Below are 19,809 nucleotides of genomic sequence, written 5' to 3' on the forward strand. Positions count from 1 at the left end.
CCTTTCTCTTTATTTAAAGTTTTCTTAAAAAATTAACAACTTTTCCATTCTATACAGCTTTATCTGTCTCATATGGCGCTGTCAGGGGGCTCCATAGTGTCGTCATATTGGCATTTTTTTAAGGTTCAAGGAGTTCAATACAAAGTCACGAAGCCATAAAACAAATTTATGCAAGTTTGACGACACTATGGGGGGCTCCAACATCTAATATCACAGTTTTGAGATAAATATAGGAAAGTTTAAACGCTGTAATAACTAATTTGTCCCATGGGGCTTTCAGTACTCTTTAACGTTAGCCATGGCAAGAGCTTTATCCAAGAGATTAGGGCCATGTTTAGAATAGTTTTGGTACCTGAATCAAAGTTTGAGGCCAAGAACCTTCACTACGTTGTTCTGATTGACCGAAGCTACTCCATGAAGGGTGAAAAGCTGGAGATGGCTAAGGAGGGGGCTAAGTTACTGGTTGAAAACCTGCCCAAGGAGAGTTACTTCTCCCTACTGACTTTCAATGAGAAGGTCTCACTTTTGAAGGAACATGTACATCCTTCCCCGTTGGGAAGGGAACTTGAGGAGATAAAGGTAGGGAGTGGGACAGCCCTGTATAAGGCATTGCAGGAGGCATTTAATCTGGCGAGAAAATTTGGGGGACCGACCTACGTCATTCTTCTCACAGATGGCGTACCCTCTGACATGGGATGCATGCCCGGTCTATCGAGAAAGTTTGACCTGAACAGATGTCTTCCCGTATACCAGGGATTGTCTGTCCCTGATAACGTGCAGATAATTTCCTTTGGGATAGGGGATGATTACAGTGAGGAAATACTCTCTCAGGTCTCTGAAAGGGGAAGAGGCTTCTTTTATCACATCACCGATCCCGCGGAAATTCCGGAGAAGATGCCCAGATTGGCTAAGTCTCAAGTGGCTGCGAGTGATGTCGTAGTTGATCTGGTGTCCGAATCACCTGTGAAACTGCTGAACTATGACTCCTTGCCCGTAAGGATAAACGCCGTTGAGGGAGTGGTGAAAATCTTCGGGGAAACGGTTATCCCCAGAGAATATTCAGGGAAGTTCATGACGCTTAAGGTGAGATACAGGGACGAGAATGGTGATCAGAACAGAACCCTTGAGTTCTCCTTAAGTAAGGCACGAAACCAGCAGGAGTTCGTCTCTGGGATAGACAGGGACCTGATCATGGAGTACGAGTACTTGCAAACTCTTCAGAACTACTCCAGGGATTTGGAGGCAAGAAATCTGGTCGAGGCCACAAAGAAACTGGATAGACTCAGGGAAATAGCGGAGCAGACTAGAAGGCAAGACCTCCAGGAAGTTGCAGAGGAGCTCACCAGGAAAATGTCAAGTGGAGGTAACACAAAGGAGATCGCCAGCGAAGTTACGAGGAAAATGAGAAATGCGGAGTAGCCATTTATTACTTGATAGAACTCTATTTAGGTAATGATTGAGTTCAGGATCGTAAAGGAGTTTCCGCCGAATCTTCGCGAAAGAATTTGGGAGATAGTTAAGGATGTCAACTCCATGCCTAATTACTGGAAAGGTATACGAGAACTTCACGTGAACAAGGTAGCTGATAACATGTTTGAGGGTGAGGTGAGGTTTGCATTTCCATCAACCTCCAGGGTGAGGATAGAGATCCTAGACCACTCCGTGATTCTTCACTTTCTCAGTGGAATTCTAAAAGGAACAAATAGGATAGACGTTCAGGACTCCGCTATTACCTCAACATGGAGAGTTGAGATGCCTCTCTACATGAAGCCCTTTGAGGGGAGAAACAGGGAGCATTTCTCTCAGGGGACCGAGCATGCCCTTGAGAGGATAATTGAGACAGTTAGATTAACTTCCATGAGCTCTTGATCATGTGATGATCACGAGGATGGGATCAGAGTACCGCTCAACGTCATTCCAGAATCTTCGCCTGAACCCCGTGCCTAGACAGAAAATCCTCAGCCTTCTGGAATTCCCTGTCAGCCGTCACAAGTTCCCTGGACCCAAGGAGAACTGCGTAGCTCACATGGAGGAGATCAAGGGTTCTCAATTTAACTTCCTCAGCTATTCTCAACGCGTAGTGAACGACCTCGGACAGGTTACCCATGGGCGAGTTCCTAATCCCGCTCAGACTCCTCACGGATATATTGAACCTGTAAAGAATGTTTACCGCACTGGGTAGAGGGTCAGGCACATTCCTTGAAAGGTAACTCACCAATTCCACGAAACCCAGCTCTGATGTTATACCACCTCCCTCCAGTTCCCTCAGAGCCTTATCCCTTCTAGGATCATTGAGGATAGACAAGACAATAACGCTAGTATCAAAATATTTCAATATCTCTCCCTTTCTTGCAAGAAATCCTCAAGTCTCTTGTTTATGAGCTGAGTGCCAATCTCCTTGGACTTGTTTAGAATACTTCTCCACTCGTTGACTTCCTTAAGTCCCTCTGAAATGATGAAGTTGAGTGCCTCATTTCTCGAACTGAATGTCCCCGAAGCTACTAGCTCGTCTATCTCCTTGAGTATCTCCCTTTTGACCCTCACAGAAACTACTTCACTCATAGTATACTATAGTTAGTACACCAGTTATAAACGTTCCTCAAGTGTAAAGAGTTTATCCATCTCTACTGGAGAATAATTGTAAAAAACGGATTCCTGAAACATATTAGGCACACGTTTATATTTTTGAGATAACCATCTTTTTTGTGGTACCCATGGACGTTCTTATCTTCTCATCAAGCCGTGAAGCTGAGATGGAGGAACCTGTTTTCTGCGATAGGGACACTGTGAAGGTTGATGAGAGCAAATGCAAGGGCAAGTCCCTGGGCGTTGCGCCCACGGTCTCTAGGATGTTGAAGATGCTGGGGTACAGGGTAATCATAGTGGATCCATTCGCTGAGGATGGGGATTACGAGGCGGATCAGGTAATCAGGGGAAACACGTTCCAGATCCCAGACGAGCTCGTGAAGGACAAGTACGTTTTGGTCGCGACAAAACACGTTTATGATACCTGGGCATTAATGAAGGCCATCCTAGGAGGCGCTAAGGAAGTGTCCGCAGTGATGAGCGTGAAGAGAGCAAAGGTAATCCTGAAGAGATTGTTGCAGGCAGGGATTCCAAAGGAGAAACTCCTCACCTTGAGGATACCCGCTGGCCTGGATCTTAATGGTGAGGAGGAGAATGAGATCGCGCTGAGCATTGTAGCAGAAATTGTAGCTGTTTCTAGAGGAGGAACGGGCATTCCATTGAGGGATAAGAAGGGACTGGCTAAAGTAGTGGAGGAACTTTGATAACATACGAACCCATAGGTTTCGTAGAGGTGGAGGGTGAACCCTCCAGAGGAAAGGAGTGTTTTGTGGTTGTGCGACCTGAACTAGCTGAGGGTCTGACTGGGCTAGAGCAGTTTTCTCACGGGATAATTATCTATCATCTTCACCTTTCTCATTTCAATGGTCTCATTAAGGTTCGGGGAGGAGAGAAGGTGGGAGTATTTGCAACGAGGAGTCCCAATAGACCCAATCCCATTGGTATATCAGTTGTGGAGATCCTAGAGGTCAAGGGGAACAGGGTCAAGGTTAGGGGACTGAATGCCTTTAACGGGACCCCAGTTCTGGATATCAAGCCGTATGATAGATGGGATTCCGTGATTAACCCGCAGGTTCCCGGTTGGCATCAGGTACAGTAGCTAGATGAGCAATCTGGCGGTCATCCTCACGAATGGCGCCACTGCCCCGTGATCCTCATCCAAGTACACGAGCCTAGTATCGGATGTGATAGCATCAAGGGTGCTGAGTTCTGAGAAGGGAATTGCAATTTCTCTAACAAGTATCTCTCCCCCACCCAGCTGAATAACCCTTCTGGGCCTGATCCTTATACTCTTCTTCACAATCTCCGATTGGGTAGCACCGAGTACCATCAAGGCATTTTTTGACTCCTCCATCAATTCCCTGAGTTTCCAGTCGCCCGGTTTCAGCACGGCGTTAAAAAAGTCGGGCTTGGGGTACATTCCTCTACCGTTACCTGGCGCGCCCGTGTAAAGAGTTCCCAGGTAGTTTAACACCTGTCCATTTCCCACGAGTTCCTTTCTCTCTGTCTTCACTCCCTCGTCATCAAAGGTATAATAGGCGTGAGAGTATGCAATTAGGGGATCATCATACAGGGTTATGTCAGGGAGGCCTCTCTCATCCTTGCTCAGAAGAGGCGAGTCTGCCATGAGCATGGCCATTAAAGATTTCAGCAGATGGGAAGTAGCCTCTGGATCTAGGAGAACTCTCCCCTTTTCCGCGAAGAACACAGTGTGCCTGAACCCACTCTCTTCCTTAAGAAATTCCAAGACGCTGGGTATGTCCATTGGATCGCCCGTGAACGCGAAATCTCTTCCGTTAACCGTGACGTAGTTCACCAGCTTTTCCTCGATGCAGGAGTAGTCATCCCAGATTATCTCCCTCCTCACCTTCCTGATTTCTATTCTATCTCCCAGCTGGATCCTGTCAAGTAATTCCCTTGCCCTATCCCACTTAGCAACTGAGGGGTGAACAAAGGAACCGCAGATGGGATCGGGTTTTCGATCCTTTCCAGTGTTGCTCCATCCAGAGTCCGTTAAGTACCTCGTTACACTCCAGGTGGAGCTCTTGTTATAAGTGACCGATGTGTTACCCCTTCTCTCCTTAATTACGGACTCGTGATGGAGGCTGATTTTCATGGTAGATATTTAAGACCATCAATTGAAAAATGTTCTCAATATTAATGTCATCTTACAACCTCGATCAATGATGTTGAAGAATGTGTTATCCCTTAAAGTTTAAACCTAGAAAACTCTGTTATACTCATGATAGTTGTAGGAGTTGATGGTGGAGGGACAAAGACAAAGGCCATTGCCGTGGAATGTGCGAACGGTACCGGAAAGATAATAGCGGAACATGAAACTGAGGGATCCAACTTTCACAACGTAGGAATAAGGAAAGCAACCCAGAGAATAAGGGAGGCAGTTATGGAGAGTACAAGGGGGGCTACACCTGACCTCGTTGTAATGGGACTGGCGGGTCTAGATTCCAAATATGATTATGAGGTACTCTGGGAAAACCTTCACGGGTTGGGAAAAGAGGTCATAATGGATAACGATTCCTTCTTCTTGTTATACAGCGAGACGAGGGGTGGAAAAGGGGTCATAACGATCTCTGGAACAGGTAGCGTAATCCTCGGAATCAATGGGAATAAAAAGGTTAGAGCGGAGGGTGCGGGATGGTTCCTCTCGGACACAGGGTCAGCGTACTGGGTTGGAAGGGAGGCGTTGAGATACCTCACAAAGGTTCTCCAGGGAGTGGAAAAGGAAACGGAAATGACCAAGGCTCTGACAAAATCACTGAGGATAAGGGATATAGATGACCTGATTTACTGGGTCTATCACAAGGGTCATAATGTGGAGAGGGTTGCCTCTGTATCCAAGATAGTGGATAAGGCTTCAAGGAAGGGAGATAGTGTGGCCAGCTCCATTCTGAGCAGGGCTGCCAGCGAATTGGGTGAGATAGCCTCACGGGTTGCCAGGGAAGTTGGATCCAGCTCCGTGTATGTGGTCGGAGGAATGTTCAGATCTAAAACTTACGCCAAGGAATTTGAGAAGGCCTTGCTGAAGTGGAGAATTAAGACGGTAAAGATAGATAAGGACCCCACAATGGGTCCCCTCATGTATGGACTTGACAGGATCAACTGCAAGTTAAGTGAGAGTTAAGGATTTTCAGAAGCCGTAAATGGCTAGACGGAAAGTGAGGGGAATTTTTGACTAAATGAGCTTTCCACCTTGATATTTACCCTGATATACCTTTTCCGTAGGTGAATCCAACTTGGAGAAAATGAGGTGAATGACACCCATACCCTTCCTTAACTTTCCTCCTCTCAAGGTGCTTATGGCTATGATAATCTTTCCTTGATAACCTGCATCGATTACCGTTGGGGGCGCAATGAAGCCATTTCTTGCCAGCGTGCTTCTCAAGGTCATTATGGCAATGGTGTCGGAGGGCATGTTCACCTCCTCACAGCTCTCAAAGAGGTAAGTGTTACCGGCTTCTAGGTCAGCATAGTCCAAGAAGTTAATCTCCTCAAGCTCCGACTTAACCTCGGGTAACTGGGATCCTCCCTTCACCCTCCAATACCTTTCCCCACAAATCCTCAGATCATAGCCATTCTCCTTGACGTTCTCCCGTGAGTAGTTAAGTATCATGCTTCCCAGGGACTTGAGAATGGACTGGTGAGCGTAAATCACGAAATGTTCTTTGTGTTAAAGGACTTTTAAGGAATACAGCCTCAGATACTCCACTCTTGGAAATTGATCTTCCTGACCTTAGCCTTTAACATCTCCACACTGGACCTCAAATTATCCACTGCTTTTCCCAGATCTCCTACTTCCGAGAGGAACGGAATTGACATAAGGAATAGCTTCTCCACAGCCTCCATCAAGTCCAGGGCTGAAGATTTCAGATCAACCTCTAGATTCACTTTTTCGTTCCGAATCAGAGATAATACATACGCAACTGTTACCGTCTTGAATACCTCCTCTAGCCTATCTATCTCCCTAGCCGATTCCAGCACTTGAGACACCTGTTCAGCCAATTCCAGTTTTCCTTCTTTCATGAAATCCTGCAATCTCTTTGCTAACATATCCGTTATCTCTGACCTAGCTAACTCACTTGCCCTAATCACGTCCTCGGCTTCGGGAACCTTAAGATATATCACCGTGCCGAAAACATCATCACTGGTATTAAGCGGTATATCCTCCAGGTACTCCCTGAATCCTAGATAGTGTTCGGCTCTTCTCTTGTACATAGATAAATCTTTGAAAACCGCTATACTCATTGATAATCATATATGAAATTTCTGACTTATAAAGATGATCAACCTTTTTGGAAAATGTAATGGAATATGGCTAGACTCGTCTAAACCTAGTGGTGAGGGTCTGAGGATCTGGGATCAATGCTCCTTCTCTTCTATCTCCTGTGTAACCAGCTTGCCTAGCATGTCTGAAAAACTCTTCATTGAGCTTCTCGGTAGGCATGGAATCCAGTTCCCTCAACGCGTTAACCAAGCTCTTCCTCAGCACCTCTAGGTACTTGGAATCCAAGGGAGTTGGAATATCGGCGTCTGAGTGATACACCCCTATCATATCGTCGTTGTAAAGGACCAGACCCGGAATTCCTCTCTGCACAAAGGGATAATGATCGGAAAAGGGGGTGGGCATTTCCACCCTCTTTACAGGAAAATGTCTAGACAAAAACCAAAGGTCAGGTGTTCCAGAGAATACAACCCTGGAAGGATAGATCGCATCGAGTGAGATCATGGCAAACACGTCATTCACCGGATATTGGGACGAACCGGTACAGCATCTGGGTCCCTCCTCTGAACTGAAGAAAACCAGCTTAACCCCGTGTTTCAGGTCCAGTCTCTCCAAGTCTTTCTTAAGCTCCACCAAGAGCTGAACGGATAAAATATTATCATGAAATCCTGTCAACCAATGATCCACATGGGCGCCTAGAACCAAGAAGGAATCTCCTTGACTCACTGTGACCTCAATATTTCTGGAACTGACCTCTACCAGCCTGGTATCAGAACAGAATTCAACAAAACCCTCTACCTTTCTCGACGTGAAAAGGGTGGGAGGTGAGCCCTGCGGGAGGGTTATTCTTCTCAGCTTACCATCCTCCACAATTATTACCCCCTCATACTGAGAAAGTGGTAAGTCCTTCAGCTCGAAGGGATGTGGAGTCATTGAAAATAGACCCACCTCCCTCCCCACTCTCCCCTTAACGCATCCTGAGGTATAGGGCATAGCCACAGAAGGTATCCTCTCACCGTTCACAAGGGCCTCCGTATATCTAACATCCCAGAACTTGGTGTTAACGGGAATAGACCTGCTATCTGGAAACAACTCCTCAAGGGTTTCCATTATCCTGGATTCTACAGGTCCGCCGTGAACCGCCTCGCCCATTCTGAATATTCTCTCGGCCAATTCCATGGACAACTGTAGACCATGGGGAATAATCAATCTTCTCTGCTTCCTATCTCTCCCTCCACCACTCTCATGAACCTTCTGATCGTCCAATACGTTACTGGTTCCCTATTCTTCCGAAGGTCTCTAACTCTGCTGAAAAGCTCGCAAAGCTCATCGTTCCTGATTGTTTTACAGCACTCCATCACCTCCCCATCGGATAGGGGAATATTCCCTTTAGAACAACACTTGGACCTTATGAAGGACCTTATACCTCTGTAGAGATTATTAACAGATGATATCTCGTCTCCTCTCGCTACACCCTCAAGGCTCAGCTTCACCTGTGTCCTCGAGTAACGGAGGAGCTTACTGCATGTCTCTTTGGTGAAATTAAAGGTGAAATTGGGAAGGGAACCACATATTAACTTGGAGTCATTCAGAACATAGTAACATAATGGATCTCCCTTCACGGCATAGCATGTGTAGAGTCTCCTCATTCATTACCACAGGAGAAAGGTCCATGGATGCAAGCTCCATGAGAACACTCTTATCATCAGCAATGGCAATTACGTTGATGTCCGAAACCCCCTCTACGTAATCCTCCCTAGTGTAGGATCCAAAGTACAGAAGTGCCCTAACTCTCCCGCAGATCTCCTTGAATTGATGTTCTGATATCACAGTTCACCTTTATCCGGATTGGTATTTGTGCTCACCTACATGGAAATAGACGGTCAATTCACTCCTAGCCTAACTTTCTTGCTCGAATCCAAAGCCTAAAGTTCTTGCACAAAAGTATCACGACATACCGAGTTACTTAAAATAGACCAGCAAGGAATCGTTATCCAGCTTATGACTAAATAACACGTTAATACTTACGCCAGGAAAGGCGTTCTTAGCCGATTCAAGAAAGCCCTTCTCTGAGCCTAGATATTCTCTCGACACTACTATCACAATTTTCTGAACATTCTTAGGTAAAATCAGCGAAAGCATTTTCCCTAGATTCGAAACCGCTTTCATGGGGATCTTCTTGGGGGTCGAATTAACGCCGAAAGAGGATATTAACATCTCTAACAGCTCCGGCTCAACCTGCTCATTTCCCCCCTTGGCCATGATATCAGCCATCATCGTCCTTCACCAACAGCGAGAAAATAATCATGAGTGTTGAAAGACCCCCGCTTACTGACTTCTTTACTAAATAAAATTTTAAAGATTATGCTCTTGATTGATCTCAAGGCAGGGGAGAATCGCCGTCGGTATTAAATTTGAGTATTTTCGATGCCGCATTTAAATAAACTTTGCATAATTTCAGATATTATCTATCTCTGAGCTTTAAAAGAAAACAATCAACCTTTTACCAAACCAATTACCAAACCTATAATGAACGCGATGGAATTGTAAGGAAGCAGATCCAGATATGCGGATACTTTGGACTCTGCCTGAGTTGCCGTTTGACCAAGACTCATCAGCGCATGTTCCACAGACGTGGGAGTTATTGCCCCGACGGCTATTAATATGATGATGATTGCCAGGATAATTATTCCAACCTTGATAACATTCTTTATAAGGAACCCTATAAGTAATCCGAGCACAAATGCCACTATCAGTGATATGATTCCTGTTTCAGTAATTCCAGAAATTGGTGTCATAATCTCTATCCGAAAAGGTGACTTTTAATGTTTGTGACAATAAACTGAATCCATGAAAGTCGTAAAATATGAACTCGAGGGAAAAATTGAGATCAATGGAAAGATAACCACATTTAAACGAAAATATAGACATCTCAAATTCGCGAAGGACTACATCAGATCATTAACCGGTACAGAGGTCAAATGGAGTGAAGACAGGGATAAGATACTTGCCGAGTATAAGGGGCAGGGAATCTCCTATCAGTTCGAGATCAGGAAAAACAGGATAATTAAGCCCAAGAAGGAGAAACAAGAAAAGAAGGAAGAAAAGCAGACAAAAGAAGAGAAGAAAGAGGAGAAGACAGAGGAAAAGAGTTCAGGTCAATCTCAGGCTGGTACTACTGCTAGCTGAACGTGTGCCTTAAAGTCGTTTTTCATGGCATTGGCCAAGCTTATCATATCGGCAATAACTCTTTCGTATAGTTCTTCCCTGTTCACCCAATACATATACGCTGGCCTTCCCTTTCTCTTCTCGTCCTCCGTCACTTTCTCCCTATTTATTAATCCTTTGTAAAGCAGGTTATTGATGGACTTGCTTATGGAGGCCTTAGTTACTTTCAAGGTCTCTGCTAATTCCTCAGTGGACATTTTTTCTCCCTTGCATGTTAACACGTGTAAAACCTCGACATCGCTTCTTGAAAGCCCATACAGAAACCCAATGACGTCTTGAATATCAACTTCCCTTCCGTCTGGGAATCTTATTTTATTTGCTATCTTGTTCATTTCTTTCTCACTAAAATCCTTATGGGATAACTTGATTAAAAAATGTATATATGTTAATGTTCAGAACAATATGAAAGTATGCACTTATATATAAAAATGTACATCTTTGTCTAGAGCTTTAGACAAAAGTGGTAAAGGTTGTTAAAGTTAAAGTTATGAATTTGAAGGGCGCTTTTTTTTTTCAGCGGATCGGAAGAACTCTATTGCCAAGAAAGAGATCACCTTGATAGGAATTTTCCTTAGGAAAGTTAACCCCTTACTCTGAGATGTCCTGAACTTAGAATGTCCTGAACTTAGAATGAGCAGTATATTAACAGGGTTAATACTATCAACCTGAATATCATATACCAAATGTATAACTTTGCTGAAAGAGATAATTGAATTCATGAAATGGGAAACGCCATGTGAACAGGCATTTAACACTGTGGTTCCTTACCTCAGGGTCGCAATTATGAGGAGGTTAGTGGACAGAAAGGTTCCAGTTAAGAGAGCTGCAAAGCTCATTGGTTTGTCCGCCACCTCCTACGAGAAAAGGGTGAAGGATGAGATGAAGCTAAAAACTCTTCTCAGTGATCCAGAGATATCAGACATGATAGATGGGGTTGCGAGCAGAATAATTTCAGGGGAGAGAGTGGAAGAGACCACATTTTGCCTCCTCTGTTCTAGGTCTAGGGAGATATTCGGGTTACCTCCCTGCATGATCTAGTGAGAAAACTAACCCGATCCGATTTTCAAGTTAGCCTATGCGTGAAGTGTGAATTGATCTAAAACGTTACCCTCACATCCACCGCAAATGCGCCCTTTTCGTTCACTATGAGAGGGTTAATGTCCATCTCCTTCACGTTCAGGTCCAGAATTAGCCTCGACACGTTGGATACTGTCCTTATAACTGAACCCTCATCGTAACCCCTTTTCCTTGCCCTTATCATGTCAAGAAGCCTACTTTCTCGTAGCATTTCAAGGGCCTCGTCTTCGTACACAGGTGCTATGCCGTAACTGACGCTCTTGAGGACCTCAACGTATATCCCTCCCACTCCTACTAACACCGTGTGACCAAACACTGGGTCTCTAATTCCACCCACGTAGGCTTCCAGTCCCGTTAGTTGCTCCTGTATCATGACTCTCTTGGTAATCTTGGAAAGGAGTTCGAACTTTTCCTTAACCATGTCTTTCTCCACATTCATGTAAACTCCCTTCAGTTCTGTCTTATGCACAGGTTGGTCCGTGGAAATCTTCATGACCACCGGGTAACCGATCGAGTCAGCATACCTTTGTGCCTCCTCCGCTGTGCTTGCAATACCCCATCTGGGTGTCTTCACACCATAAAGTTCCATGAGTTTTAGACCCTCGTAATCGCTCAGGAAGCTTTTCCCTTTGCTAAGTTCCTGAGCCGAGTTTATGGGTTGCGTTACCCTGACCTTCTTCCTGGGAGAGGGTCTCCTGACCAGCTTGCTTATGGCATTAACGGCCTCCTCAGGGAAAGTAAACACAGGAATGGAGGCAGATTCCAGTATCCTTGAGGCTGAATCCTCGTCATAGCCCATTGTCACTCCTATGATTCCCTTCCCCTTGAAATTAAGGAGAACCTTGGCCACTTCAGTACAACTGATGAAAGGTAGGGACTCCACTATCACCAGTTTAGTACAGTCTAGGTCTGAGACTATCTTAAGGGAGTTGAGGTACCTATCCCTACCAGCATCTCCGGACAGGTCCAGAGGATTCTTGGGAATGCTTTGTGGCGGAAGGACCTTCCTCAACTCCGCGCTGAGCCTTTCGGGGATCCTCACCAGTGAAAGTCCTGCTCTCCCTATGGCGTCCGAGGTTAATACGCCGTGACCACCTGAGTTGGTCACCACAAGGATCTCATCCCTGATGGGTTCGGAGGAATTGACCAACTTGGAGAGGTTCAGGAAGTCCTTGAGGTTCTCAACGAAAATTCCGCCCACGGTCCTGATTGCGGCTTTGAAAACGTCGTAGGAACCGGCCAAGCTTCCCGTGTGGGTCTTAACTGCCTCCGCACTCTGAGCCGAGGCTCCGCCCTTTATGAAGATAACCGGTTTCCTAGATGTGGCCTCTGGTATGATCTCGAGGAACTTTTCGCCATCGGATACACCCTCAATATACACGAAAATGGCCTTGGTCTCGGGATCCTTGGATAGATAATCAATGACCTCGTACTCCTTCACGTCTGTCTGGTTTCCTAAGCTTACCAGAAAACTTACCCCTGTCCGGGATTTCTGCGCCCAGTTAAGCATGTAGGCGCCTATACCACCGCTTTGTACCACAAGCGCGATCTCGCCTCGTCTAACATCAGCGAAGGCAAACGTGCCGTTATAATCGGGAGTTAGAAGTCCCATCGTGTTTGGTCCAAGAAATCTTATCCCATACTTACTCGCAATGGATGTCACTTCCCTTTCCAGTTTCTCTCCTTCTGGCCCCACTTCCCTAAACCCTGAGGTTATGACAATTCCAGCCTTGACACCCTTTTCCCCAGCCTCCTCCATAACCTCTGGAACTGACTCCCTGGGAACGGAAATGATGGCAAGATCTACATCATCCTGAATATCCTTTAATGATTTGTAAGACTGAACTCCCTCTATGGTCTCAGATTTGTTGTTAACAGGATAGACCTTACCGCGGAAAGTGGAGGATACGTTTCTAAAGATCACATTTCCGACCTTCTCCCTATTTCGTGAAGCCCCCACCACTGCAATGGTCCTCGGCCTGAAAAGATAATCTAGATCCATGAAACAATCTGGTCTTCACGGTTAATAACGAGTGCGGTCCGACCATGTGCGTAGATAAGTCATTAAACTTTGGAGAACTCCAATAACACCATGAAAGTTAGATGCACGAGATGTGGAAGAGAAAGAGAAGGCACAGAGGTAAGATGCAAGTGTGGTGGAGTTTTCAAGGTTGAAGTGGACATCCCTTTCTCCAAGAATCTCAGGGAGAACTTCCCTTATGTCGAGAGATGGGTTTCCCTGGGAGAGTGGAACACGCCCTCCATCTCTGTGGATGGATTCACGTACAAGCTGGACTTCCTTAACCCCACGGGCTCGTATAAGGACAGGGGATCAGTTACCCTAGTTTCCTACCTCTCTCAACTAGGGATAAGGGAGATCTCCGAGGATTCCTCAGGTAATGCCGGAGCTTCCATAGCTGCATATGGAGCCATGGCTGGAATGAAGGTAAAGGTTTTCGTGCCTTCAACCGCAAGGGGAGGAAAGCTAAAACAGATCGAATCCTACGGAGCTGAAGTGATAAGGGTGGAGGGCACAAGAGACGACGTATCCAAGGCTGCAGAGAACTCTGGAGCCTATTACGCGTCCCATGTACTTCAGCCTGAGTTTAGAGATGGAATTAGATCGCTAGCATATGAGATAGCCAGGGATAGAGGATGGAAGGCTCCCGGAGAAGTGTTTCTACCCACTTCCGCCGGTACCCTTCTGCTGGGTGTATATGAGGGGTTCAGACACCTCTTGGGGGAAGGGATGATTGACAAGATGCCCAAGTTGATTGCCGTTCAGACAGAAGAGGTTAGCCCGGTGTGCTCCAAGTTTAAGGGAATAAGTTATACTCCACCGAGCAGGGTAACCTCCATCGCTGACGCTTTAGTATCAACAAATCCTGTGCTTCTGGACGAGATGATTAGGGTTCTTCGTGAGACAGGAGATTGCGTTATTGTGAAAGAAAACGAAATAATTGACTCGTGGAAGTACCTCTCCAAGAAGGGTATACTGGCAGAATATAGCTCCGCCGTAGCTTTGGCAGGAGCTAGGAAATATGAGGTATCCGATCCAGTGATAGTGCTTACAGGTAATGGACTCAAGGTTATTTAAACACGAGATCGTCAAGCTAATTTATTTTAAATAAAATTCACGAATAATAACTGTGTCTCCTTTATAAACTCCAAAGAAAAATTAACAACGTTAATCATTATGCAATCTTATAAACTAGAAAAAGAATGAAGATAAGATAGAAAAAGACTTGGCTGGTTGTTTATGATCCGATTTTCAGTTTTGGGATTTAAAGGTGGAGTTGGAAAATCGACTATTGCTTATCTGCTAGCTAAAAAGTTGGCTGAAAGGTATAAAGTAACCCTTGTCGACAGGGATAATACAAATACTATAGGAAGACTTCATGGACTCAACGATGGTCTGATAAATGCCCTGACCGAAGGTAAGGAGGGTAATTTCCTGGCTAGAGAGTGTGTCCAACAATTTATCTCACCTGCCACAATTGCAACAGGTTGTAGACGGTGAAGTAGGTGGAGAACCACTTCCTCAGGCTCCACTTGCTGGAGTTCCATGGGAAGTGGAAGTCCATCCCTGACAACCTGTGCTTCACCGTCCTGAAGACCTGTTCAACCCTGTTCCTCACCCCGAAGGTGATGTGCTCGTGTTCTACCCCTGCCATGGAGAGGAAGTTGTACGCGGGCAGGCCGTCATGGACGTACCTGGCCCTGAGCACCTCGCCCCTCACCCTCAGCTCAACCTCCCTCACTCCCCCTACCAGGATTAGCGCGTCCAGACCTGACCTGGCCTCAGTGACCATGAAGAAGGGTATAACGCCCGTGTTGAGGTCCCTCACGACCCACAGGTAGTACACCACGCCCTTAACCAGGATTACCTTGGTCTCGTCCACGGCGTACTCCCCTGACACAGGCACGTCAACTCTCGCGCTGGACAATCTCCTCCAGTAGTAGTGAACCGTGCTCCTGGGTAACCTGAACCTCCTGAGCGAGTGGCCCAGGTAGTAACCAGCAAGGGCCCTCGCCACCTCCTCCAGGGAGTGGAACCTGGGCTCAAGGTTATTAACCCTGAGAAGGTAACACATTATCTGGGTCAGGACGGGGAGAGACGCGATCTTCACGCTCTCACCCAGAATCAACCCGTCCTGGCCCAACTTAAATTTTGTCTATTATAGCAATATTGTTGGACACACTCATAGTGTCGTCATTAAGGTATAAATTCTGGGATCAGCCCTCTCTCCCACAGAACGAGACCTACGGAGTACCTCATCATATCAAAGCTCCTGTTCACTGCCTTGGTTGCCCTCTTGAACCTCACGAGCCTGTCCCTGAGGGACGAGTGGAAGGACTCGTTGGGGTTAACGGGTGACACGACCCTGTGCTCGGGGAGGAGGAAATAGACGTTGTAGTCGTCCGAAACCCAGGTCCCCTTCTCGGGCACGTACTGCGCGAGCTCCTGAAACGTGTTCTCGCTCCTGTCTCCCACGGAGAACACGACGTACATCCCCTTCATGGAGAACACGAATCCCGTGAAGACCCAAGAGTAAAACGCCTTCGCGTTCCTCCTGAAGTAGGTCCACATCTCGTCCACGACCTTCACGCCCTCATTCAGCTCGTCCCTGGCTCTCCTCCACAGCTCCACGAGTTTCGCGTACTTCTTCCCTCCGTACCTCTTGATCCACGTGAATACCGTGCCCAGTGGGACCTGAAGTACCCTGGAGATCTCATGCTCATCCCGTTCGCGTACATCCTGAGGGCCCTCTCCCTCACGCTCCTATCGTGATGGTGTTTAGCTCCCTCCACGAACTTCCTCCCGCACTTCCTGCACAGGTAGAACTGCCTTCCCCTTATCTTCCCGTTCTTAACCACGTGATTACTTCCACAAGAGGGACAGGGAACGTCCCTGTAGACAGGTTTCCTTCCCCTCCTGGCCATAAGTAATACTCCCTTTACAAATATTTATACCTTAGTGACGACACTATGGACACACTCGACTAGACGAGGAAATCTTCAAGTATTGAGCCTGACAAGATTCTTTCCCAGAACTATTCCTACCCCCGAACAGATAGCTCCCCTATACAGGGATATACTCAAGGGTAGTGACATTGTGATAACCGATAATCCTCCCAACTTGGATGAGCTGTGTGAACTCGAGTATAAGGCTTTCTGGTTAGCTACTGGAGACGCCCATTGTAACAGCATTTTCGTCACAACCCCGGGAGTTGCCCTCAGACTTACCCTTAAACACATGAATGAGGTTCCTGCACTTTTGAAAACGTGGGTTCCTGATACACGTTACTTCAGACTAACTGCCCTAGTCATAAACATGGTCAAGGGAGAGGTAGAGGAAGTCCCGGTTGAGAGGAAAGTAATTATCCCGTTCCACAGGGATATGCTCTATGAAGGGCTTCAGTTGGATTCGAACCTTCCAGGAATTGAAAGACTGGCTGAGATGGCAGAACAGGCCATACAGCTCAACCTGGTAAGCGAGAAGGAGTGAGCTTATTGTAGAAATGCTTAAAAAGGTGTAATTCACACTATCTATTTTAAGTGATGGCAAATGCTATACAGAAAGGTCTTTGAAGGTATTGCCTATTCCATAGTGGAGGACGACGAAGCGTCCATCGTGTTCTTGGAGGGTAAGCCCGTTGCGGGCTCCTGCATAGAACACGGGAACCACGAGCTGTTTGATGTAAATTGTCCCCACATGGAACAGCTACTAAAGAAAGTTTTTTCTTGAACTAAAATTTGTACGCAATAACTGCTATTTCTACTAGGGATCCCCTGGGTAGATCTCCTACCTGAACAGTTACCCTCGCTGGAGGTTTTTCCTTGAAATATTTGGCGTACACCTCGTTGAACTTAGGGAAATCCTGAAGATTCTTGAGGTAAACGAAACTCATGGTTACGTTATCTAGGGTCATTCCGGCGGAGGAGAGGATTCCCTTGAGGTTCTCCATGACCTGCCTGGTCTGTTCCTCAATTCCTCCCTTAACCAGCTCATTTGTCTTTGGATCCAGAGGAATCTGACCTGATACGAAAAGAATCCTATCAGTTAGGACAGCCTGAGAATAGGGACCTATGGGTTTTGGAGAGTTCTCGGAATAAATTATTTCCTTCATGGGGTATGATCCTCGTGGAAATTAAAATGACTTCTCCCCTTCTACCCTGTTCTATAGCTTAAAAATAACTTCTAAATTAAATCATATGCAGTTGAAAATATCATGGACTGATCTCCCCTCCGAGGTCATCCCTCACTCCAGCAACGATAGCGATGAAGATATGGACGTGGTGTCCTCAGCCCTGATAGATACGCTGATTCAGAACATGCCAAGCGAAATAGTGGAGCTTGATCCCGGAAGAATCATTATGGCATCTCTCCTTTCCAGCAGACTCGTGTCGGGGATTATAGATTACCTGGAAGGGAGAAGATGGGGAGGAAAGTACTATTCAGGTGACGTATCGGCGACCCTAGGAGAGACCATGGCCTATGCAGTTCTGGAGAAAAAATTCGACGTTAAGTTCCTTGACGTTATTCCCCTGAGGCAGGTGAAGTACCTGGGTTTTTCTCCTGATGCCATGATAGATGTAAACAAATATCCTAAGCTCCTCTCATTCCTGGGAGGAAAGGGCCTACTATTCCTGAACGCGAGGGGGTCCTACAAGTGGTCTCAGGCCTGGCTCATGAGGAATCTGAAGAGAGACCTTATACAGGTGGAGAAGGTCAGATACCCGGACAATTTCGCCATGCTTACGTACCTGTACAGGGATGAAGAATGGAAAATGATGATGGTGGTGATAAGACCTTGAACTGTATGGAAGAAATTGGGAAGGCGTACTTCCTGTCGTGGGTTGGTGACAGGGGGTACGTGGAAAGGGTAAGGAGGGAATGTCTCAAGCAATTTGAGGAGCCTGCACTGAAGGAGGAGTTGGCTAGGGTAGCTGAGATGGTAAAGAGGGATTGGGAGTTTCCACTATTCCTGAGAGATCACGGAATAGATAGCCACAGGCTGGTCAGGGCAGCAATTCATGAGTTCCTTGAGAGATTGAGCTTCACCACTGAACCTAGCACGATTGAAAGTTTAGGGGACGTAAGGTTCAGCGTAAGTGACCTTGAGTTTGTGAAGATAGTGAGGGGTTACTGCGAGAGTTGTACAGGCTACAGATTTGAGAGCGACGGAAATGGATTTGGAATAAGGTATGAGAAACTAATATACGCGGAAACTAGAGGAGACGTCAGGGAAATGATAAGAAGGTTGATTGAAAGGAGATAACTTCGGACCAGGAACAAAAGTCTAAACCTCAGCTCTTGCAACCAAAGCATCACAGTTCACTGAGCCTGGAAGCTCATCATCATTCATGATATCGTCAACTAAATATTATTTTCTTCACTCCTAATATTTCCCCATGAACGTCCTAGAGCTCACAAAGGATGACCTCTCACCTAACCTGGGAATAATACCTGTGGGAAGCCTAGAACAACATGGTCCCCATCTTCCCTTGGGAACAGACTCCATAATAGCTGAAGCGGTGGCGCAGAGGGTAGCCCAGGTGGAAGGACTCCTTCTATTTCCCACGGTCTATTACGGCTGTTCCATAGAACATGGTAGTCTTCCCCATGTATCCCTTGACGACGTGAACTTCATCAACATGATCAGCGATATCCTAGAATCTGCTGTGAGGCTGAACGTGAAGGGAATTATTCTGGTAAACGGTCACGGAGGTAACACCCAACTGCTAAAGGTTGCGGTTAGAAGAATTAACTTCAGGCAATCTCAACCCCTGGTGATGCTAGCTGATCTTCGCGAAATCGACCTCTTCTCTAGATATCAAGACCTTCACGCGGGGAACGTAGAGAGCTCCTTGCTGATGTTTCTCAGACCCGAACTGGTGAGACAGGACAGGATTCCCACAAAAACCGTCTTCTCTCCCCTCACGTTCACGTTATTCACCTCCGAAAAGGGAGGAAGCGACGGAGTTGTGGCAGACAAGGTTGAGCCCAGTAGGGAGCTGGGAGAAAGGGTATTCAACGAAATGGTTGAACTTGTCACAAGGAAAGTGAATGAGTTAAGATCAGTCCTAAAGTTTTAAACGGTCTCTTTCCCCACGAGAATCTTGGAACACTCCCTGACTCTTGGCTTAAGCTGTAGGGAAAGGATTCCCTCATAACTTGCCTCTAGAATCGTGCCCTTGGTTATCTTTATCCTGCCTATTCCGTCCGGGCTCCTAAATCTAAACTCTATTTCCGTAACTATCCCAGGATTAACCTTGAGGGTCCCGGATAACATTATGGCTTCCCTTAACTTGAAGGCCCATTCTAGATCTGAGATCTTTCTCATTTCCACGATCTTTCCCATGCACTTCAAAAAATCCTCGATATCTATCATAGCATTACCACCACGTCCTTACAGTCATATTTACGTTGAATCAGAGGCTTCAACTTCGTCTGAAGGGTTCCTGCAATACATTCAAGGTACTTAGTGTTCTCATCATCTACTTGACCAATTCTATATGAAAACTTAAAGATAGACACTTGGGATGGGGGCTTATACCTCCCCAGCTGATCTCTCCAAGCGTCAACCACAAAAACCTTAGTGGGATTCTCAAGTACCACTATTACATCTTTCCAGTAAATGTAAGGGGCTTTCAGGGAAGGCATGTAACTCCAC

The 19,809-nt window shown here is 46.2% G+C and carries 31 protein-coding genes; 14 read left to right on the top strand and 17 right to left on the bottom strand.

Annotation, left to right across the window (positions count from 1 at the left end; all coding sequences use genetic code 11):
• The first annotated feature begins 267 nt into the window (after nt 1-267).
• Together QVC96_RS11230 and QVC96_RS11235 are read left to right on the top strand one after the other, a co-directional pair.
• Entirely contained in the window at nt 268-1,419 is a 1,152-nt protein-coding gene (locus QVC96_RS11230) for a VWA domain-containing protein (RefSeq protein ID WP_287689298.1), read from the top strand.
• Nucleotides 1,420-1,452: 33 nt separating this feature from the next.
• Complete coding sequence (locus QVC96_RS11235) at nt 1,453-1,869, top strand: SRPBCC family protein (RefSeq protein ID WP_287689299.1); 417 nt, start codon at nt 1,453-1,455, stop codon at nt 1,867-1,869.
• A gap of 43 nt (nt 1,870-1,912) precedes the next feature.
• Here the strand turns inward: QVC96_RS11235 and QVC96_RS11240 are convergent, their stop codons facing one another.
• Nucleotides 1,913-2,335: a type II toxin-antitoxin system VapC family toxin gene (locus QVC96_RS11240; protein WP_287689300.1), complete on the bottom strand. Its 423-nt coding sequence runs from the start codon at nt 2,333-2,335 to the stop codon at nt 1,913-1,915.
• Nucleotides 2,332-2,562 carry a ribbon-helix-helix domain-containing protein gene (locus QVC96_RS11245; protein ID WP_287689301.1) on the bottom strand — a complete coding sequence of 77 codons (231 nt, stop codon included), beginning with the start codon at nt 2,560-2,562 and terminating at the stop codon, nt 2,332-2,334. Before QVC96_RS11245 ends, QVC96_RS11240 begins: the two co-directional genes overlap by 4 nt.
• Before the next feature lie 152 nt (nt 2,563-2,714).
• On the opposite strand from QVC96_RS11245, the gene QVC96_RS11250 reads away from it, so the two are divergent.
• Nucleotides 2,715-3,290, top strand: coding sequence for an XdhC family protein (locus QVC96_RS11250; protein WP_287690485.1), 576 nt, complete (start codon nt 2,715-2,717; stop codon nt 3,288-3,290).
• The gene (gene tsaA, locus QVC96_RS11255; RefSeq protein ID WP_425597953.1) at nt 3,287-3,685 is read left to right on the top strand and encodes an SAM-dependent methyltransferase; all 399 of its coding nucleotides are present in this window, start codon (nt 3,287-3,289) and stop codon (nt 3,683-3,685) included. Before QVC96_RS11250 ends, tsaA begins: the two co-directional genes overlap by 4 nt.
• Here tsaA and QVC96_RS11260 read toward each other — a convergent pair whose 3' ends face one another.
• The gene (locus tag QVC96_RS11260) at nt 3,686-4,702 is read right to left on the bottom strand and encodes a metallopeptidase TldD-related protein (RefSeq protein WP_287689302.1); all 1,017 of its coding nucleotides are present in this window, start codon (nt 4,700-4,702) and stop codon (nt 3,686-3,688) included.
• A gap of 126 nt (nt 4,703-4,828) precedes the next feature.
• Between QVC96_RS11260 and QVC96_RS11265 the strand changes: the two genes are divergently transcribed.
• A complete protein-coding gene (locus QVC96_RS11265; RefSeq protein ID WP_287689303.1) occupies nt 4,829-5,728 on the top strand; it encodes a BadF/BadG/BcrA/BcrD ATPase family protein in 900 nt (299 codons plus the stop codon).
• A 51-nt stretch (nt 5,729-5,779) separates the two neighbouring features.
• On the opposite strand, the gene QVC96_RS11270 is transcribed toward QVC96_RS11265, so the two are convergent.
• The 7 genes from QVC96_RS11270 to QVC96_RS11300 all read right to left on the bottom strand — a co-directional run bounded on the left by QVC96_RS11270 (nt 5,780) and on the right by QVC96_RS11300 (nt 9,624).
• Nucleotides 5,780-6,259, bottom strand: coding sequence for a dCTP deaminase (locus QVC96_RS11270; RefSeq protein ID WP_287689304.1), 480 nt, complete (start codon nt 6,257-6,259; stop codon nt 5,780-5,782).
• 41 nt (nt 6,260-6,300) lie between these two features.
• Nucleotides 6,301-6,819 (bottom strand): hypothetical protein, encoded by a 519-nt coding sequence (locus QVC96_RS11275; RefSeq protein ID WP_238025326.1) that lies wholly within the window; start codon nt 6,817-6,819, stop codon nt 6,301-6,303.
• 100 nt (nt 6,820-6,919) lie between these two features.
• Complete coding sequence (locus QVC96_RS11280; protein WP_287689305.1) at nt 6,920-8,092, bottom strand: M28 family peptidase; 1,173 nt, start codon at nt 8,090-8,092, stop codon at nt 6,920-6,922.
• Entirely contained in the window at nt 8,032-8,475 is a 444-nt protein-coding gene (locus QVC96_RS11285; RefSeq protein WP_287689306.1) for a hypothetical protein, read from the bottom strand. Before QVC96_RS11285 ends, QVC96_RS11280 begins: the two co-directional genes overlap by 61 nt.
• Nucleotides 8,411-8,656, bottom strand: a complete 246-nt coding sequence (locus tag QVC96_RS11290; RefSeq protein ID WP_287689307.1) for a hypothetical protein — start codon at nt 8,654-8,656, stop codon at nt 8,411-8,413. The genes QVC96_RS11285 and QVC96_RS11290 overlap by 65 nt, the downstream gene beginning before the upstream one ends.
• 132 nt (nt 8,657-8,788) lie before the next feature.
• Nucleotides 8,789-9,103, bottom strand: coding sequence for a DUF4898 domain-containing protein (locus QVC96_RS11295; protein WP_287689308.1), 315 nt, complete (start codon nt 9,101-9,103; stop codon nt 8,789-8,791).
• Nucleotides 9,104-9,321: 218 nt separating this feature from the next.
• Nucleotides 9,322-9,624 carry a hypothetical protein gene (locus QVC96_RS11300; RefSeq protein ID WP_238025322.1) on the bottom strand — a complete coding sequence of 101 codons (303 nt, stop codon included), beginning with the start codon at nt 9,622-9,624 and terminating at the stop codon, nt 9,322-9,324.
• A gap of 52 nt (nt 9,625-9,676) precedes the next feature.
• Between QVC96_RS11300 and QVC96_RS11305 the strand changes: the two genes are divergently transcribed.
• Entirely contained in the window at nt 9,677-10,015 is a 339-nt protein-coding gene (locus tag QVC96_RS11305; protein ID WP_238025321.1) for a hypothetical protein, read from the top strand.
• Here QVC96_RS11305 and QVC96_RS11310 read toward each other — a convergent pair.
• Nucleotides 9,991-10,377: a MarR family transcriptional regulator gene (locus tag QVC96_RS11310; RefSeq protein ID WP_238025379.1), complete on the bottom strand. Its 387-nt coding sequence runs from the start codon at nt 10,375-10,377 to the stop codon at nt 9,991-9,993. The two genes, QVC96_RS11305 and QVC96_RS11310, sit on opposite strands and share 25 nt — an antisense overlap.
• A 394-nt stretch (nt 10,378-10,771) precedes the next feature.
• Between QVC96_RS11310 and QVC96_RS11315 the strand changes: the two genes are divergently transcribed.
• Nucleotides 10,772-11,092 carry a transcriptional regulator gene (locus tag QVC96_RS11315; RefSeq protein ID WP_238025320.1) on the top strand — a complete coding sequence of 107 codons (321 nt, stop codon included), beginning with the start codon at nt 10,772-10,774 and terminating at the stop codon, nt 11,090-11,092.
• A 58-nt stretch (nt 11,093-11,150) separates the two neighbouring features.
• On the opposite strand, the gene QVC96_RS11320 is transcribed toward QVC96_RS11315, so the two are convergent.
• The gene (locus QVC96_RS11320) at nt 11,151-13,133 is read right to left on the bottom strand and encodes an acetate--CoA ligase family protein (RefSeq protein WP_287689309.1); all 1,983 of its coding nucleotides are present in this window, start codon (nt 13,131-13,133) and stop codon (nt 11,151-11,153) included.
• 90 nt (nt 13,134-13,223) lie between these two features.
• Between QVC96_RS11320 and QVC96_RS11325 the strand changes: the two genes are divergently transcribed.
• Nucleotides 13,224-14,228 (top strand): pyridoxal-phosphate dependent enzyme, encoded by a 1,005-nt coding sequence (locus QVC96_RS11325; protein WP_238025318.1) that lies wholly within the window; start codon nt 13,224-13,226, stop codon nt 14,226-14,228.
• Nucleotides 14,229-14,390: 162 nt separating this feature from the next.
• A complete protein-coding gene (locus QVC96_RS11330; protein ID WP_287689310.1) occupies nt 14,391-14,651 on the top strand; it encodes a P-loop NTPase in 261 nt (86 codons plus the stop codon).
• Here the strand turns inward: QVC96_RS11330 and QVC96_RS11335 are convergent.
• On the bottom strand, nt 14,611-15,225 hold the full coding sequence (locus QVC96_RS11335; RefSeq protein WP_287690488.1) for an IS6 family transposase: 615 nt from the start codon (nt 15,223-15,225) through the stop codon (nt 14,611-14,613). The two genes, QVC96_RS11330 and QVC96_RS11335, sit on opposite strands and share 41 nt — an antisense overlap.
• A 122-nt stretch (nt 15,226-15,347) precedes the next feature.
• A protein-coding gene (locus QVC96_RS11340; RefSeq protein WP_425597954.1) for an IS1 family transposase occupies nt 15,348-16,075 on the bottom strand; the annotation gives its coding sequence in 2 pieces (ribosomal slippage) (nt 15,348-15,859 and nt 15,859-16,075; 729 coding nt in all).
• Between the two features lie 82 nt (nt 16,076-16,157).
• On the opposite strand from QVC96_RS11340, the gene QVC96_RS11345 reads away from it, so the two are divergent.
• A complete protein-coding gene (locus QVC96_RS11345; protein ID WP_287689311.1) occupies nt 16,158-16,640 on the top strand; it encodes a hypothetical protein in 483 nt (160 codons plus the stop codon).
• 60 nt (nt 16,641-16,700) lie between these two features.
• Nucleotides 16,701-16,880, top strand: a complete 180-nt coding sequence (locus QVC96_RS11350) for a hypothetical protein (RefSeq protein WP_012021347.1) — start codon at nt 16,701-16,703, stop codon at nt 16,878-16,880.
• 1 nt (nt 16,881) lies between these two features.
• On the opposite strand, the gene QVC96_RS11355 is transcribed toward QVC96_RS11350, so the two are convergent.
• Complete coding sequence (locus QVC96_RS11355; protein WP_287689312.1) at nt 16,882-17,262, bottom strand: RidA family protein; 381 nt, start codon at nt 17,260-17,262, stop codon at nt 16,882-16,884.
• 85 nt (nt 17,263-17,347) lie between these two features.
• Between QVC96_RS11355 and QVC96_RS11360 the strand changes: the two genes are divergently transcribed.
• The 3 genes from QVC96_RS11360 (at nt 17,348) to QVC96_RS11370 (ending at nt 19,231) form a co-directional block, all read left to right on the top strand.
• Nucleotides 17,348-17,950: a hypothetical protein gene (locus QVC96_RS11360; protein WP_287689313.1), complete on the top strand. Its 603-nt coding sequence runs from the start codon at nt 17,348-17,350 to the stop codon at nt 17,948-17,950.
• Nucleotides 17,951-17,955: 5 nt separating this feature from the next.
• On the top strand, nt 17,956-18,414 hold the full coding sequence (locus tag QVC96_RS11365) for a hypothetical protein (protein WP_287690490.1): 459 nt from the start codon (nt 17,956-17,958) through the stop codon (nt 18,412-18,414).
• 133 nt (nt 18,415-18,547) lie between these two features.
• The gene (locus QVC96_RS11370; protein ID WP_287689314.1) at nt 18,548-19,231 is read left to right on the top strand and encodes a creatininase family protein; all 684 of its coding nucleotides are present in this window, start codon (nt 18,548-18,550) and stop codon (nt 19,229-19,231) included.
• On the opposite strand, the gene QVC96_RS11375 is transcribed toward QVC96_RS11370, so the two are convergent.
• Entirely contained in the window at nt 19,228-19,527 is a 300-nt protein-coding gene (locus QVC96_RS11375) for a hypothetical protein (RefSeq protein ID WP_287689315.1), read from the bottom strand. The genes QVC96_RS11370 and QVC96_RS11375 overlap by 4 nt on opposite strands.
• On the bottom strand, nt 19,524-19,799 hold the full coding sequence (locus tag QVC96_RS11380; protein ID WP_287689316.1) for a hypothetical protein: 276 nt from the start codon (nt 19,797-19,799) through the stop codon (nt 19,524-19,526). The genes QVC96_RS11375 and QVC96_RS11380 overlap by 4 nt, the downstream gene beginning before the upstream one ends.
• Between the last annotated feature and the right edge of the window lie 10 nt (nt 19,800-19,809).

This window comes from Metallosphaera javensis (ex Sakai et al. 2022) (genome assembly GCA_021654415.1).
GTDB classification, from domain to species: domain Archaea; phylum Thermoproteota; class Thermoprotei_A; order Sulfolobales; family Sulfolobaceae; genus Metallosphaera; species Metallosphaera javensis.

Bases quoted from the DNA above. Each gene is read 5' to 3' on its own strand.
- QVC96_RS11230 (WP_287689298.1), top strand. From the start codon at position 268: ATGGGGCTTTCAGTACTCTTTAACGTTAGCCATGGCAAGAGCTTTATC.
- QVC96_RS11235 (WP_287689299.1), top strand. From the start codon at position 1,453: ATGATTGAGTTCAGGATCGTAAAGGAGTTTCCGCCGAATCTTCGCGAA.
- QVC96_RS11245 (WP_287689301.1), bottom strand. From the start codon at position 2,562: ATGAGTGAAGTAGTTTCTGTGAGGGTCAAAAGGGAGATACTCAAGGAG.
- QVC96_RS11250 (WP_287690485.1), top strand. From the start codon at position 2,715: ATGGACGTTCTTATCTTCTCATCAAGCCGTGAAGCTGAGATGGAGGAA.
- QVC96_RS11260 (WP_287689302.1), bottom strand. From the start codon at position 4,702: ATGAAAATCAGCCTCCATCACGAGTCCGTAATTAAGGAGAGAAGGGGT.
- QVC96_RS11265 (WP_287689303.1), top strand. From the start codon at position 4,829: ATGATAGTTGTAGGAGTTGATGGTGGAGGGACAAAGACAAAGGCCATT.
- QVC96_RS11275 (WP_238025326.1), bottom strand. From the start codon at position 6,819: ATGTACAAGAGAAGAGCCGAACACTATCTAGGATTCAGGGAGTACCTG.
- QVC96_RS11285 (WP_287689306.1), bottom strand. From the start codon at position 8,475: ATGAGGAGACTCTACACATGCTATGCCGTGAAGGGAGATCCATTATGT.
- QVC96_RS11295 (WP_287689308.1), bottom strand. From the start codon at position 9,103: ATGATGGCTGATATCATGGCCAAGGGGGGAAATGAGCAGGTTGAGCCG.
- QVC96_RS11300 (WP_238025322.1), bottom strand. From the start codon at position 9,624: ATGACACCAATTTCTGGAATTACTGAAACAGGAATCATATCACTGATA.
- QVC96_RS11305 (WP_238025321.1), top strand. From the start codon at position 9,677: ATGAAAGTCGTAAAATATGAACTCGAGGGAAAAATTGAGATCAATGGA.
- QVC96_RS11315 (WP_238025320.1), top strand. From the start codon at position 10,772: ATGAAATGGGAAACGCCATGTGAACAGGCATTTAACACTGTGGTTCCT.
- QVC96_RS11320 (WP_287689309.1), bottom strand. From the start codon at position 13,133: ATGGATCTAGATTATCTTTTCAGGCCGAGGACCATTGCAGTGGTGGGG.
- QVC96_RS11325 (WP_238025318.1), top strand. From the start codon at position 13,224: ATGAAAGTTAGATGCACGAGATGTGGAAGAGAAAGAGAAGGCACAGAG.
- QVC96_RS11330 (WP_287689310.1), top strand. From the start codon at position 14,391: ATGATCCGATTTTCAGTTTTGGGATTTAAAGGTGGAGTTGGAAAATCG.
- QVC96_RS11335 (WP_287690488.1), bottom strand. From the start codon at position 15,225: ATGTGTTACCTTCTCAGGGTTAATAACCTTGAGCCCAGGTTCCACTCC.
- QVC96_RS11350 (WP_012021347.1), top strand. From the start codon at position 16,701: ATGCTATACAGAAAGGTCTTTGAAGGTATTGCCTATTCCATAGTGGAG.
- QVC96_RS11355 (WP_287689312.1), bottom strand. From the start codon at position 17,262: ATGAAGGAAATAATTTATTCCGAGAACTCTCCAAAACCCATAGGTCCC.
- QVC96_RS11360 (WP_287689313.1), top strand. From the start codon at position 17,348: ATGCAGTTGAAAATATCATGGACTGATCTCCCCTCCGAGGTCATCCCT.
- QVC96_RS11365 (WP_287690490.1), top strand. From the start codon at position 17,956: ATGGAAGAAATTGGGAAGGCGTACTTCCTGTCGTGGGTTGGTGACAGG.
- QVC96_RS11370 (WP_287689314.1), top strand. From the start codon at position 18,548: ATGAACGTCCTAGAGCTCACAAAGGATGACCTCTCACCTAACCTGGGA.
- QVC96_RS11375 (WP_287689315.1), bottom strand. From the start codon at position 19,527: ATGATAGATATCGAGGATTTTTTGAAGTGCATGGGAAAGATCGTGGAA.
- QVC96_RS11380 (WP_287689316.1), bottom strand. From the start codon at position 19,799: ATGCCTTCCCTGAAAGCCCCTTACATTTACTGGAAAGATGTAATAGTG.